Raw genomic sequence first — 13,217 nt, 5'->3', positions numbered from 1 at the left:
CCGGGAGCCCTGCCGTTTCGGGCGGCCCGGGCCGGGAAGGCGCGGTATGAGGAGGTTCTTCCGATGCTGCCCGAGCCGGAACGACAGGAACCCGAGACGACCAGCACCGCCCGGCGGCTCTCCCTGCTCGCCGAGCAGTCCGCGCGCTGCGCACCGGCCTGCTGCGGGGCGGTCGCCACGATCGCCGACAGCGGGCCCGAACGCCGTGTCACCGCCACCCACCCCGACCTCGCGCCACTCGCCTCCGTCCAGCTCGCCTGCGGCGACGGGCCGATCCCGAGCGCGCTGGACGCGGGCGAACCCGTGGACACCGAGGACCTGTTGACGGAGGAACGCTGGCCCGGCTACCGCGCCCTGGCCCTCGAATCGGGCGTACGCTCCTGCGTCACCCTCCCCTTCCGCCGGTCCGGGATCGAGGTCACGGTCAGCCTGTACGGCTACCGCCCCGGCTCCCTGGAGCACGTCGTGCGCGGCCCGGTGGGGATCCTGGCCAAGGAGACCACCACCGGTCTGGTCCGCGACCGCCGCTACCGCGCGGCGCTCGCCGAGGTGGAACAACTGGAGACGGCCCTGCGCTCGCGCCCGGTCATCGACCAGGCGAGCGGCATCGTGATGCACGTCCTGGCCTGCGAGCCCGACGCGGCCTTCGACATCCTGCGCACCATCTCCCAACGCACCAACCGCAAACTCGCCGACGTCGCCGAGGCGGTCGTACGAGCGAAGGGCCGCGGCCTGGAATCCGAACTCTCGGCGTTGGCGGGCTCGGACAGCTGACCTGCACAGTCCCTCTCGGCCGCCCGCACAAGCGGCGCCCCGGCGCAAACCTCCGTATAAAGGCTTGAAAGGCATGGCTCGTGCCGGACAGGGCCCGAGGAGGGAACGGGATGCAGGGGACGGTCGGCGAAGGGCGCGGGCCGGTGCGGTACGGGCCGCCCGCGCCCGGGCCCGCGCTGCCCGTGCTCCCGGAACTCGCCGAGGTGCTCGCGGCCGGCGCCGGGCGCACCGAACCCGAGCCGCCCGGTGGCGGGCCCGCACTGCGCGAGGCGGCCTGCGGCTACTGGCTGCGGCGCGGGCTGCCCACCGCGCCGGACCGGGTCGTCGCGGCGCCCGGCGCGCAGGCGCTCCTGATCGCGCTGCTCGGCGCGTACGGCGGTGACGTGCTCATGCCCAGGCCCTGCCCGGCGTGGTGGGCCCCGCAGGCCCGGCTGCTCGGCAGACCCGCCTACCACGTGCCCACCCCGGCCGAGTGCGGCGGCGTACCCGACCCGTACGCCCTGCTCGAAACCGTTCGCCGGGTGCGGGCCGAGGGCGGTCGGCCCCGGCTGCTGCTGCTTTGCGTCGCCGACGATCCGACCGCGACCGTGGCGCCGCCCGAGACCGTACGGGAGGCCTGCGAGGCGGCCGTCGGCGAGGGGCTGCACATCATCAGCGACGAGACCTGGCGGGACACCGTGCACCGCCCGCACGAGGCGGTGCCGATCAGCCCCGCCGAGATGTGCCCCGACGACGTCACCGTCCTCGCCGACCTCGGTGGCGCTTTCACCCCGCCCAGCTGGCCCGCCGCCGTCGCCCGCTTCCCCGCCGCCGCGGCCGACGTCCCGCGCCGGGAACGCACCCTGGACATCCTCGCCGCGCTCGGCGACGTCGTCGCCGCGCCCATCGCCGCGGCCGCCGCCCTCGCTCTCACAGAACCGGCCCCCGTCGTCGAGCGCACCCGCCGGGCCGCCGCCCTGCACGCCCGTGTCGCGGCCGCCGCACACCACGCCGTGCTCGACGCCGGCGCCATGGCCCGGCTCCCGCAGGCCGGCCGCCATCTGTACGCCGACCTCGGCCCGTTCCGCACCCGCCTCGCCGCCCACGGAGTCACCGACTCCATGGAGCTGGAGGACTACCTGACGGCCCGCCTCGCCGCCCCCGCCCCCGGCGGCCACCGCTTCGGCGACGAACTCGGCGCCCTGCGCGTCCGCCTCGCCACCGGGCCGCTGCTCGGCTCGACCGGGGAGCAGCGTCTGGACTCCCTCGAAGCGGCCGACCCGCTCCAACTCCCGCACGTGCGGGAGGCGTTGAGCCGCTTCGCGTCGGTACTCGCCGAACTGCGCTGACCCGTGGGCGACCGCCGAGCCGGCCGGCCCCCGCCGTCCGAGGCCATGGAGGGCCGAGAGCGCTCTCGGCCCTTCGGTGCGAGTTGCGCCGCCCGGCACCAGGAAGGCGTGAGAGCGCTCTCACGCCCCGGTGTGTGTCCCGTCTCCAAGCGCCCGTGGCCGACCGAGAGCGCTCTCAGCCGCCGCCCTCCACGCCCTCGCCGCCCGGCGCCACCCGCCTCCGTCGCACCCGCCGCCACCCCGCGGGTGCGCCACTGATCAACAGCGTCAGGGCGACCGCCACCACGACGCCCTTCCACGGCTCGTCGAAGAGCGAGCCGCCGAGGATGCCGATCAGGCCGTACGCACCCGCCCAGGCCAGGCACGCGGGGATGTCGCCGCGTACGAACGTCCGCAGGGGCATCTCGCCGAGCAGGCAGGCCAGCATCACCGGGATCCGCCCGGCCGGCACCAGGCGGGACAGGACCAGGACGACCACGCCGTGATCGTTCAGCTTGCGCCGGGCCTGTTCCAGGTGATCCGGCGCGGCCCGGCCCCGCAGCGCCGCCAGCCGGCGCGAGCCGTTCTTCGAGCGCACCCCGCGCTGCCCCAGCCAGTACAGCGCGACATCGCCCAGGAACGCGGCCAGCGCGCCCACCCCGAACACGAGCAGCAGTGAGAACCAGGCGGTCTGGTGGAAGGCCACCACCGCGGCCGTCGACACCAGCGCCCCCGTGGGCACCACCGGCACCAGCGCCCCGAGGATCACGAGCACGAACAGCGTCGGGTAGCCGACGGCCTGCTGGGTCGTCTCCGGCGTCACCGCCGAGGCCAGCTCAAGCACCCGGCCCGCGATCACCGCCCGGCCTCCAGACGTACGCTCTCGCCGTGCCCGAGCAGGTGCACCGCCGCCTTCGGGGCGAGCAGGGCCGCCTGGCGCACGAACTCCTCGCCCGGGGCGTGGAACTCGTGCGGCCGCACGCCGTCCATGCCGATCGGCCAGTACGTGCCGTAGTGCACCGGCACCGCCGAGAGCGCTCCCAAAGAGGCCAGCGCCTGGGCCGCGCGCCCCGCGTCGAGATGGCCGAGGCCCAGGCGCGGGCCCCAGCCGCCGACCGGGAGCAGCGCGACATCCACCGGCCCCACGGCCTGCGCCATGCCCTCGAACAGACCGGTGTCCCCGGCGAAGTAGGTGCGGGCCCCGCCCTCGACGACGTAGCCGAGCGCGGCGGTGCGGTGCGGTCCCATCGGCAGCCTGCGCCCGTCGTGCCGGGCGGGCACGGCCCGCACCCGCAGGACCCCGACCTCGACGGTGTCGCCGGCCCGCACCTCGGTGATGCGCAGGCCGAGCCTCCTGAGCCCCGGCACCGCACGAGCCGCCCCGGCCGGCGCGATCAGCCGGGTGCCGGGCGCGAGCCGGGCGAGCGAGGGCACGTGCAGATGATCGGCGTGCAGATGCGAGACGAGCACCGCGTCCGCCACGGCCGCCTCGGGCGGCGGCACCGCGCCCCGACGCCGGCGCAGATGCGCGAGGCGGCGCGCGAACAGCGGATCGGTCAGCAGCCGCACCCCGGACTCCTCGATCGTGCAGGTGGCATGACCCCACCAGGTGACCTCCACCGGCACGAAATCCTCTCCTCGGCTCGACGATGGTTGATGACGAGCCTAAATCTCCGCGCGCGCAAACCACGGGTGTCGGGGTAGGCATCCCGCACAGAGGGGAGGCGCGCCGTGACCATGCACTCCGAGCAGTGTCCGCGCTGCGGAGGGGTCCTGGCGGTGAGCCAGGACGGCTGGAAGATCTGCCACTCCTGCGGCTACTCCTCGCCACCGTGAAGGGGGAGTAGGGTCGGCCCCGACAGCTCGTACAGGGGGACGGTATGGACGACGTACGTGTGGCGGCGATCGCCAGCCTGACCCCGCTCGAAGAACTCGATCTCGATCCCTTCCTGGTGGACACCCGCAGCCAGCACGAGATGTGTGCGAAGTGGGCCGCGGGCCGAGGCTACGTCGTCACCAGGCAGTTGCTTTTCTACGGTCTGCGTCCGGACCACGTCGGCCTCTGGGCGGATGTGGACGCGGGCCTCGTCGACGTGTTCGTCGCGCCCAACGAGCGTGTTCTGGCACGGGCGTTGACGTCCGTGCCGGAGTTCTCCGCCGAGTGCGAGCGGCGCGGTGTGCGCCTGGAGACGGCCGGGCTCGACGAGCCCGCCTACGACGCCACCAAGAAGGCCCACATCCACCGCCGCCTGTCGATGCCCACCGCCGGATACGACGGCTGCTGACGGCACCCCCCCGCGCACGACGTCACGGCCCCTTTGCACCCTTATGGCAGGGTGGAGAAGGAACGGGCAAGGCGAAAGGCGGGCGGCGTGGGGCGATGGCGGACGACGGGCAGCGCCCTGCTGCGGGTGATCGTCGTGTGGGTCGTCTCGACGCTCACCATGATGCTGCTCGCGGGGATCCTGCCCGACTTCAAGCTCACCTCCGACAACGGCGACAGCATCACCCGGGTCGCGCTCACCGCGGCCTGGGGCGCCGGCGCGTTCGGCCTGCTCAGCGCGCTGGTGTGGCCGCTGGTGGTGCGGGCGTTCCTGCTGGTGCCCGCGCTCGTGCTCGGTCTCCTCGTGTTCTTCCTGAACGGCTCGCTGCTCCTGATCGCGCTGCGCCTCATCCCGGCCGGCCGGGGCGCCGCCGAGCCCGAGACCGCGGTGATCGTCGCCGCCGTGATGTCCGCCGTGGCGTCGGCGACCTCGACCGCGCTCGCCGTACGCGACGACGACGCCTACCGGCGCCGGCTCTCCCGGCTCGCCGACCGCCGCCGGCGCAGGCGCGGCGAAGGGCCGGTGCCGCAGCCGCCCGGCATCGTCTTCCTCCAGCTCGACGGCGTCGGTGAACACGTGCTGCGCGACGCGGTCGATGCGGGCCTGATGCCGACCGTCGCCACCTGGCTGAAGGGCACGCACCGGCTCACCCCCTGGCGCACCGACTGGTCGAGCCAGACCGGTGCGAGCCAGCTCGGCATCCTGCACGGCTCCACCTTCGACGTGCCCGCCTTCCGCTGGTACGAGAAGGAGAGCGGCGACGTCATGGTCTCCAACCGGCCCGCCTCCGCCGTCGAACTGCAGCGCCGGGCCGTCGAGCGCACCGGCGACGGCGGACTGCTCACCCTCGACGGAGCCAGCCGCGGCAATCTGTTCTCCGGCGGCGCCGACCAGGTCGCCCTGGTCCTGACGGTGGCCGCCCGGCGCGGCCGCCGCAACCGCTCCCGCGCCGGATACTTCGCCTACTTCTCCGACCCCGCCAACGCGGTCCGCACCGCGCTCTCGTTCGTCGCCGAGGCCGGCCGCGAGATCGCCCAGTCGACCCGGGCCAGGGTCCGCAAGGAGACCCCGCGCATCAAACGCGGCGGCCTCTACCCCTTCATCCGCGCCTTCGCGACGGTCGTGGAGCGGGACGTGGTCGTCGCCGCCGTCATGGGCGACATGCTCGCCGGACGCACCGCCGTCTACGCCGACCTCGTCGCCTACGACGAGGTCGCCCACCACTCGGGGCCGCAGGGCAGGGACACCGATCAGGTCCTCGGGCGCCTGGACCGCTCCCTCGCGCTGATCGCCGGCGCCGCTCAGCATGCCCCGCGCGGCTACCGCATAGTGCTCCTGTCCGACCACGGCCAGAGCCCCGGCGACACCTTCGAGGGCGCGTACGGACTGACCCTGAAGGATCTCGTACGGGCCGGCTGCGGGCTGCCCGTGCCGCGCCGGGCCCGCCGCACCCGCAGCGGTGCTGAAGCGAGAGACGCGGTGCGGGTCGCGCTGCACCGCCCGGTCGAGGAGGGTGAGGAATCACGGCCGGGACCCGGGTCCGACCCGGTCGTGCTCGCTTCCGGCAACCTCGGCCTGATCTCCTTCCCCGACGCCGAGGGCCGCATGACCCGCGAGCAGATCGACCGCCGCCACCCGGCGCTGCTCGCGACCCTGGCGAGCCACCCCGGCATCGGCTTCCTCCTCGTACGCAGCCAGGAGCACGGCGCGGTGGTGCTCGGCCGGGGCGGCAGCGAGGTGCCGCTGGCCCAACTCGCCGACGGGGAAGGCCTGTTGAAGGGCTTCGGGCGCGGCGCGGCCGACGCGGTGCGCCGCACGGACACCTTCCCGCACACCGCCGACATCATGGTCAACTCGATGTACGACCCGGCCACCGGCCAGGTGCACGCCTTCGAGGAGCAGATCGGCTCGCACGGCGGACTCGGCGGCGAGCAGTCCCACCCCTTCCTGCTCTCCCCGCTCGACCTCACCGAACCGGTGCCGGACGGAGGAGAACTCGTCGGCGCGGAACAGGTGCACCACGTCCTGCGCCGCTGGCTCCGCGAGGGCCGGGGCCCGCAGGTCCCGGTGAGTGCCGAGGTCCTGGCCGGAGTGGAGAATTCGCCGTCAACGGACCGACCGGAAGGACCATTTCCGGTCGGCGGCCTCACCCGGCAGGACAAAACCAGCTGATTTTGTGCGGTGCCCCACGTACCCGACCATGGTCAGGTTTGTCCCGTACGAGAGGCGCCCCCACCCACCATGACCACGCAAGAAACCCAGAGCAAGCACGCCCGGCAATTCGGCCTGCCGGTCGCGACCGCTCTGGTCATGGGCAACATCATCGGCGGCGGAATCTTCCTGCTGCCCGCCTCCGTCGCCCCGTTCGGCACGATCAGCCTGGTCGCGTTCGCCGTCCTCACCGCCGGCGCGATCATGCTCGCCCTCGTCTTCGGCCGGCTCGCCGAGCGGCACCCGCAGACCGGCGGCCCGTACGTCTACGCCCGCGAGGCCTTCGGCGACTTCGCCGGGTTCCTCGCCGCCTGGTCCTACTGGATCACCACCTGGGTCTCGAACGCGGCCCTCGCGGTCGCCGCCGTCGGCTACCTCGACGTGCTCATACCCGTGCACGAGTCCAAGGCGGCGACGATCACCGCGGCCCTGCTGCTCCAGTGGCTCCCGGCCCTCGCCAACCTCGCGGGCACCCGGTACGTGGGCGCGGTCCAACTCGTCGCCACCGTCATGAAGTTCGCACCGCTGCTCCTGGTCGCGGTCGGTGGCCTCTTCTTCTTCGATCCCGCCAATCTCGGCCCCTTCCAGGCCGGTGGCCAGTCCGGGCTCGGCGCGATATCCGCCTCCGCCGCGATCCTGCTGTTCAGCTACCTCGGCGTCGAGTCCGCCGCCGTCAGCGCGGGCGAGGTCCGCGACCCGCGCCGCAACGTCGGCCGCGCCACCATCCTGGGCACCATGGGCGCCGCCGTGATCTACCTTCTGGGCACGCTCTCCGTCTTCGGCACGGTCCCGCACGACAAGCTCGTCGGCTCCACCGCCCCCTTCACGGACGCCGTGAACTCCATGTTCGGCGGCTCCTGGGGCGGCACCGCGGTCGCGCTCGCCGCCCTCGTCTCCATGGTCGGCGCCCTCAACGGCTGGACCCTGCTGAGCGCCCAGACCCCGTACGCCGCCGCCAAGGACGGCCTCTTCCCGCAGGTGTTCGGGCAGAAGAAGCGCGGCGTCCCGACGGTGGGCGTCCTGGTCACCGCCGTCCTCGCCTCGCTCCTGACGGTCTACAACTACACGGCCGGATCCAAGGGCGTCTTCGAGATCCTGGTCCTGGTGACCACCTTCACGGCGACCGTGCCCTACCTCCTGTCGACGGCCGCGCAGATCTACTTCCTCGCCTCCGGCCAGGGGGAGCGCGTGCACCGCTCCCGAATGATCCGCGACGCGGTCCTGGCCGTCCTGGCCTTCGGCTTCTCGATGTGGCTGGTGGCGGGCTCCGGTTACGAGGCCGTCTACCAGGGCGTGCTGTTCCTCTTCGCCGGCGTCCTCGTGTACGCGTGGATGGCGGCCCGCAAGCAGCACACCCAGGGGAAGTCCGCCGCCTGACGTGTTGTTCGCCACCCTGCGCGCCGCGCGGGGGTCAACGGGGCGTCAGGGTTCGGGCCATTTGGGACGTACCGCCGGTAGTGGGTTGCGGACGAGTGGATCATGTGTGGTGGGATGAGCCGATGCGAACCCCCACACGCATGCACGCTCGCTACCGCAACCCCTATGACGAACTCGCGGCCCTGGCCGACCCCGAGCCCGACCCCCACCCGGCCGAGGAACCCTGGAACGACCCCGGTTACGCCACCGAGGAGATACCGGAAGCGATACCGGCCGAGGCGCCCTCCGGCCGGGTGGACGCCGACCCCGACCACGACTTCTGGTCCCGGCCGCGGCGCCGCCGCGCCAGGCGCCGTCGCCGCAGCCGGGGGAGCCTGCTCGCGGCCGTGCCCCGCGCGGCCAAACTGCTCGTCGCCCTGGTGGTGGGCGCCGGGTTCCTGGTCCTCGCGGACCGCTGCGCGGCGATGTACGCGGAGAAGAAGGCGCAGCAGACGATCCAGAACGACCTCCATCTGGCGGCCGCGCCCCAGGTGGACATCCACGGCTTCCCCTTCCTCACCCAGGTCCTGGACAAGCACCTGGAGCGCGTGGACGTCACCGTGCCGCACGTGCCCGCCGACCGCGTGTCCCTCGCGAAGGTGCGGGCGAGCGCCCGTGACATCGAGCTGACGGGCAATCTGCCCAGCGACATCAGCGGTGCGGTCGTCGGCAACCTGGACGGCGAGATCACCCTGTCGTTCGACGACCTGAACCGCGAACTCGCCGCATCCCAGGTCAAGTTCAGCCGCCGTGGCGACAACTCGGTCGGCGCGGACGGCAAGTTGACCATCGCCGGCCAGGAGCTGCACGTCAGCGCGGAGGCCCAGCTGCGCCTCGTCGGCGACCAGGGCCTGTCCACCGACATCGACGGCATGAGCCTCGACATGCCCGGCATCGCCACATACCGCCCGGGCCGGGACAGGGGCTTGACCCTGCACCGCGAGACCGCCGAACTCATCAGCCGGGACACGGCGCGCGTCAAGGCGCTCCTTTCGGTACCGGCCGTGGTGAAGCGGCTCGGAGTGCCGGACAAGGACGTCGAGTTGGCGTTGCGCAACGAGGCGAAGCTCCACGAACTGGTGGGAACGCCCCAGTTCATCGACCAGCTGATGCGGGTCAACCTCGTCGATGTCGTGGCGGACCACCCCTGGCTCCTCGCCAAGGTGGGCATCGACCCGAAACTGATCACCGGCCTGATCGCGATGCGCCCCCCGGAGCTCTCCGACCGCCTGTCCTTCTCCTTCACGCTCCCCAAGGAGGCGAAAGACCTCCAACTGCGCGGCGTGCACGTCGAGAAGAACGGCATCGTGGCGACGGTCTCGGGGATGGGGCTGGCGGTGGGGAAGGGCCGGTGACGCCGTGACCGTCGCACAGGGCGCCGGTATTCATGCGCGGCATGATCAACTCATCCGCGCGTTCCGACGACGCCGAGGTCGCGATGGCAGCGGCAGCCGCCGGCGCGGACGTGGTGCGCTCCCTGTACGGTCGGCGGCTCTCCCGCATCGACAAGGGCGCCGGAGACTTCGCCACCGCCGCCGACGTGGCCGCGGAGAAGGCGATCCTCGACGTCATCCGCGCCGCTCGCCCCGATGACGCGGTGCTCGGCGAGGAAGGCGGCCAGCAGGGTGGCGCCGACGCGGGGCGCCAGTGGCTGGTGGACCCGTTGTGCGGCACGCTGAACTACGCCGTCGCCACCATGCTGGTGGCCGTCAACGTGGCGCTGCGCGACCGGGCGGCGGCGGTGGCCGACCCGTTCAGCGGCGAGGTCTTCTGCACCGACGGCGCGACCGCCTGGGTACGGCGTGACGGGAGCGACGACGCGCTGGTGCCCTCGCCCGCCACGCGCCTGGTGACGTCAACCTGGATCCGCCGTTCCCGAACGCGCCCGGGTTCCGGGCCACCGACCTGCTTGCCCGCCCCGATTTCGTCGCCCGGTACCGGCCGAGGGTGGTGTCCACGACGCTGGCGCTGACCTGGGTCGCGGCCGGCAAGCGGGCCGCGTACGTCACCGACGGCGGCGACCTCTCGGGCAGCGTGCACTTCGCCGCCGGCATCGCCGTGTGCCGGGCGGCCGGCTGCGTTGTCACCGGCATCGACGGCGCCCCGCTCGGTCCGGCCGGCCGCGGCCTCGTGGCGGCGGCCGACGCCGAGACCCACGAACTGCTGATGGCGATCATCCGCGGCCGGGGCTAGCCCCACGCCCCAACTACCCAGGCAGACCAGGGACTTGAAACTACCCTGTCAACCCGGGGACTTGAACCGGACGAAGGGCGCACCGGCCGCTCACCGGATCGTCATCGACTCGGCCAGTCCGGTCCGCCGCCGCTCGTGAGTGGCCACCCCGGGTCCGGGTGGCGCCGCCCGCACGGGGCTCGGAACCCTCCTTGGAATCACCCCCATTCCCCACCCGCGCCGCCCGGAATTCAGCCACCACCCCCGCTGGCCTGAACGCCACGCGAACGAGCCCTGCGCAATTGACGGCCTCACATACCGCGGGCAGCCTTGCGCCCACCGAATCGGCCGAGAGATTGGGGACGCGCATGACCGCCAAGGGGAACGGAAAGGCCGCCGACGAGCCGTACGTCATCACCGGGCGGGGAAAGGAATCGGCGCCCAAGAACGCCTTCTCCCTGTTCGCCGACGTCAATTACAACGTCGGGGGACCGCGCACCAAAATCCTCGTCATTCCGGCCAACGGCACGGCGAACAACTTCAGCGACTACGGCTTCGACCAGAGCGACGACGGTGTGAGCAGCGTCGTCAACAACACCGATCGGGACAACATCCTCTTCACGCGGACCAACCAGGGCGGCGCGCAGTTGCCCGTCCCCGCCAACTCCTCGATCACCGACCTCACGAAGACCCCGCTCTCCGGCAGCTCCACCGGCACCTGGAACGACCAGGCCCAGTCCGCGCTCGCCTTCAACAAGCCCGTGCCGCTCCCGGTGTTCACCGCGCCGAAGCCCAGCGCGCAGATCCAGGACCGCCGCCAGGCCATCCAGGGCAACGCGGCCCCCGACGTCCAGCAGGTGCTGCTCCACGAAGGGTCCAGGCTCCTCGGCAGCTGCCCGGTCAAGGACAACAAGTGGGAGTACGCCCCGGACACGGACTGGCCGCTCGGCCAGCACGACCTGTCCGCCATCGCCGTGCGCGACAACGTGCAGTCCGGCCGGGCGCCGCTGCGCTTCTACGTCACCCTGCCCACGCCTGTCGTGGACATCAGGTCGCCCAAGGAGGGCGCCGAAGTGGACAGCGGGGCCACCGTCGACGGCGTCGCGTTCAACGCCGACACGGTCACGCTCACCGCGGGCGGCACCCGGCTCGGCACCGCCAAGGTGACCAGCAACGTGTGGAGCTACGCCCGCGAGGGCGGCTGGTCGCTGGGCAAGCACAGCGTGACGGCGACGGCCGTCCGCGGCGGCCAGGAGTCGGAGCCGGACTCCGTGAATTTCACCGCGGCCAACAAGAACCTCAAGGTCGACTACACATTCAACTCCTCCTGGCAGGACTGGCAGACCCACAAGTACATCCACTCCTACGACGTCACCATGCACGCCGGGGAGACCGATGTGAAGCACTGGAATGTCGGCTTCGGCCAGCTCCCGGACGGATCGGTGCTCGCCCCGGAATTCGAAACCAGCTTCTGGGGGCTGATCATCGACGACGGCTCCGACGGCAACGTCGTCCTCGGCTCTCCTCCCGAAGGCGTCCACATCGTCCCGGCCAAGGGAAAGCTGACCATTCGCGTACTCGTCCTCATCCCGAACCAGGACGAGGCGAACCACAAGCTCTACGGCCTGTTCGCGAAGTCGCTGGCGGAGTAGGGGGGTTGTCCCCACCCGGAATCGGGTGGGCAGCCTGATCACCTCGGGCGGCCGTATCCGGAAACGTTGGGCCCGGAAGATTTCGCCGGTTTCCCAATGATTCCAAGGGAGTTGCTTCGTGCGCGAGCAGACATGGCAGGGGTGCGGTTCGTCCGAGGGGCGGCGGTCCGGTCGGCGCAGGTTCTTGTCGGCCTCAGTGGCCGTGGCCGCCGCGGTCATGGCGATGGGGGCGCTGACACCGCCCTCGGCGTCCGCGGCCGCCAAGCCGGACTCCGTACAGCAGAGCCTCGACGCACTGGTGCGGAACGACGGCATGCCCGCCGCACTGGCCGGCGTCAAGGACCGTGACGGCCACGTCCGCAACTACACCGCGGGGGTCGGTGACCTGGCCACCGGTTCGAAGGTGCCCAAGGACGGGCAGGTGCGGATCGGCAGCAACACCAAGACGTTCACCGCGGTGGTCGTGCTGCAACTGGTCGGGGAGGGGAAGATCGGCCTCGACGCCTCGGTCGAGACCTACCTCCCCGGACTCGTACGGGGCGAAGGCATCGACGGGCGCCACATCACCGTCCGCCAGCTCCTCCAGCACACCAGCGGACTCCCCAACTACACCGACGGCCTGGACGTCGACGCCGTCCGGTACCAGTACTTCGAACCCCGCGAGCTGCTCGACCGCGCCCTGAAGCACAGGGCCGACTTCCCGCCGGGCACGAAATGGGCGTACAGCAACACGAATTACCTGCTCGCAGGCCTGATCATCCAGAAGGTCAGCGGCCGGCCGCTCGCCGAGGAGATCACCCACCGCGTCATCGACCGCGTCGGGCTGCGCCACACCTACTTCCCCGCCGTCGGTGACATGACCATCCGCGAGGCCCACCCCAAGGGCTACCGCAGAGACTCGGCGGGCGCGCCCCTGCGCGACTTCACCGAGATGGACCCCTCCTGGGGCTGGGCGGCAGGCCAGATGATCTCCACCAACTCCGACCTCGACCGGTTCTACACCGCCCTTCTCGGGGGTGGTCTCCTCCCCGCCGCCCAGCTCGCCCAGATGCGTACGACCGTCCCGGCCGAAGCGCTCGGCCACGGTGACCGCTACGGGCTGGGGATCGTGAGCCGGCCGCTGTCGTGCGGCGGCGTGTACTGGGGCCACGGCGGCGACATCCCGGGGTACGAGACCCGGGGCGGTGCCACCGACGACGGCCGGGGCGCCTACGTCGCGGTGACCACCGCGCCGTCGGACGAGGCGGCCGAGCGGCGCGTGGAGGCGGCCGTGGACACGGCTCTGTGCCGCTAACGCCCCCACCCGCCCCCGGGCGGCCTGCGCCTGGGGGTGCGAATCCGGGCGAATGCGTGGATGCTGG

The 13,217-nt window shown here is 72.3% G+C and carries 11 protein-coding genes and 1 pseudogene; 10 read left to right on the top strand and 2 right to left on the bottom strand.

Annotation, left to right across the window (positions count from 1 at the left end):
* Positions 1-63 precede the first annotated feature (63 nt).
* A complete protein-coding gene (locus OHA17_RS07355) occupies positions 64-774 on the top strand; it encodes an ANTAR domain-containing response regulator (RefSeq protein WP_406505114.1) in 711 nt (236 codons plus the stop codon).
* A gap of 110 nt (positions 775-884) precedes the next feature.
* Positions 885-2,102: an aminotransferase class I/II-fold pyridoxal phosphate-dependent enzyme gene (locus OHA17_RS07350; protein ID WP_406505112.1), complete on the top strand. Its 1,218-nt coding sequence runs from the start codon at positions 885-887 to the stop codon at positions 2,100-2,102.
* Positions 2,103-2,277: 175 nt separating this feature from the next.
* On the opposite strand, the gene OHA17_RS07345 is transcribed toward OHA17_RS07350, so the two are convergent.
* The gene (locus OHA17_RS07345; protein ID WP_406505110.1) at positions 2,278-2,940 is read right to left on the bottom strand and encodes a DedA family protein; all 663 of its coding nucleotides are present in this window, start codon (positions 2,938-2,940) and stop codon (positions 2,278-2,280) included.
* On the bottom strand, positions 2,937-3,707 hold the full coding sequence (locus tag OHA17_RS07340; RefSeq protein ID WP_406505108.1) for an MBL fold metallo-hydrolase: 771 nt from the start codon (positions 3,705-3,707) through the stop codon (positions 2,937-2,939). The genes OHA17_RS07345 and OHA17_RS07340 overlap by 4 nt, the downstream gene beginning before the upstream one ends.
* 105 nt (positions 3,708-3,812) lie before the next feature.
* Here OHA17_RS07340 and OHA17_RS07335 point away from each other — a divergent pair, with 105 nt between their 5' ends.
* From OHA17_RS07335 to OHA17_RS07300, 8 genes and pseudogenes are all read left to right on the top strand, one after another.
* Positions 3,813-3,917: an NADH pyrophosphatase zinc ribbon domain-containing protein gene (locus OHA17_RS07335; protein ID WP_323177933.1), complete on the top strand. Its 105-nt coding sequence runs from the start codon at positions 3,813-3,815 to the stop codon at positions 3,915-3,917.
* Between the two features lie 44 nt (positions 3,918-3,961).
* Positions 3,962-4,366 (top strand): hypothetical protein, encoded by a 405-nt coding sequence (locus tag OHA17_RS07330; protein ID WP_053728724.1) that lies wholly within the window; start codon positions 3,962-3,964, stop codon positions 4,364-4,366.
* 159 nt (positions 4,367-4,525) lie between these two features.
* Entirely contained in the window at positions 4,526-6,577 is a 2,052-nt protein-coding gene (locus tag OHA17_RS07325) for an alkaline phosphatase family protein (protein WP_406510657.1), read from the top strand.
* 69 nt (positions 6,578-6,646) lie between these two features.
* On the top strand, positions 6,647-7,993 hold the full coding sequence (locus tag OHA17_RS07320; protein ID WP_406505106.1) for an amino acid permease: 1,347 nt from the start codon (positions 6,647-6,649) through the stop codon (positions 7,991-7,993).
* Positions 7,994-8,133: 140 nt separating this feature from the next.
* Positions 8,134-9,387, top strand: a complete 1,254-nt coding sequence (locus tag OHA17_RS07315; RefSeq protein ID WP_406505104.1) for a DUF2993 domain-containing protein — start codon at positions 8,134-8,136, stop codon at positions 9,385-9,387.
* Between the two features lie 41 nt (positions 9,388-9,428).
* Positions 9,429-10,225: pseudogene (locus OHA17_RS07310) on the top strand (inositol monophosphatase family protein).
* Between the two features lie 347 nt (positions 10,226-10,572).
* Positions 10,573-11,856: a hypothetical protein gene (locus OHA17_RS07305; protein ID WP_406505102.1), complete on the top strand. Its 1,284-nt coding sequence runs from the start codon at positions 10,573-10,575 to the stop codon at positions 11,854-11,856.
* Positions 11,857-12,040: 184 nt separating this feature from the next.
* Entirely contained in the window at positions 12,041-13,150 is a 1,110-nt protein-coding gene (locus tag OHA17_RS07300) for a serine hydrolase domain-containing protein (protein WP_406510656.1), read from the top strand.
* Positions 13,151-13,217 lie beyond the last annotated feature (67 nt).

The organism is Streptomyces sp. NBC_00212 (genome assembly GCF_045206365.1).
GTDB lineage: Bacteria > Actinomycetota > Actinomycetes > Streptomycetales > Streptomycetaceae > Streptomyces.
Note: the sequence above shows the minus strand (reverse complement) of the source record. Positions and strands in the feature narration are given on the sequence as shown.

Bases quoted from the DNA above. Each gene is read 5' to 3' on its own strand.
- OHA17_RS07355 (WP_406505114.1), top strand. From the start codon at position 64: ATGCTGCCCGAGCCGGAACGACAGGAACCCGAGACGACCAGCACCGCC.
- OHA17_RS07350 (WP_406505112.1), top strand. From the start codon at position 885: ATGCAGGGGACGGTCGGCGAAGGGCGCGGGCCGGTGCGGTACGGGCCG.
- OHA17_RS07330 (WP_053728724.1), top strand. From the start codon at position 3,962: ATGGACGACGTACGTGTGGCGGCGATCGCCAGCCTGACCCCGCTCGAA.
- OHA17_RS07325 (WP_406510657.1), top strand. From the start codon at position 4,526: ATGATGCTGCTCGCGGGGATCCTGCCCGACTTCAAGCTCACCTCCGAC.
- OHA17_RS07320 (WP_406505106.1), top strand. From the start codon at position 6,647: ATGACCACGCAAGAAACCCAGAGCAAGCACGCCCGGCAATTCGGCCTG.
- OHA17_RS07315 (WP_406505104.1), top strand. From the start codon at position 8,134: ATGCACGCTCGCTACCGCAACCCCTATGACGAACTCGCGGCCCTGGCC.
- OHA17_RS07305 (WP_406505102.1), top strand. From the start codon at position 10,573: ATGACCGCCAAGGGGAACGGAAAGGCCGCCGACGAGCCGTACGTCATC.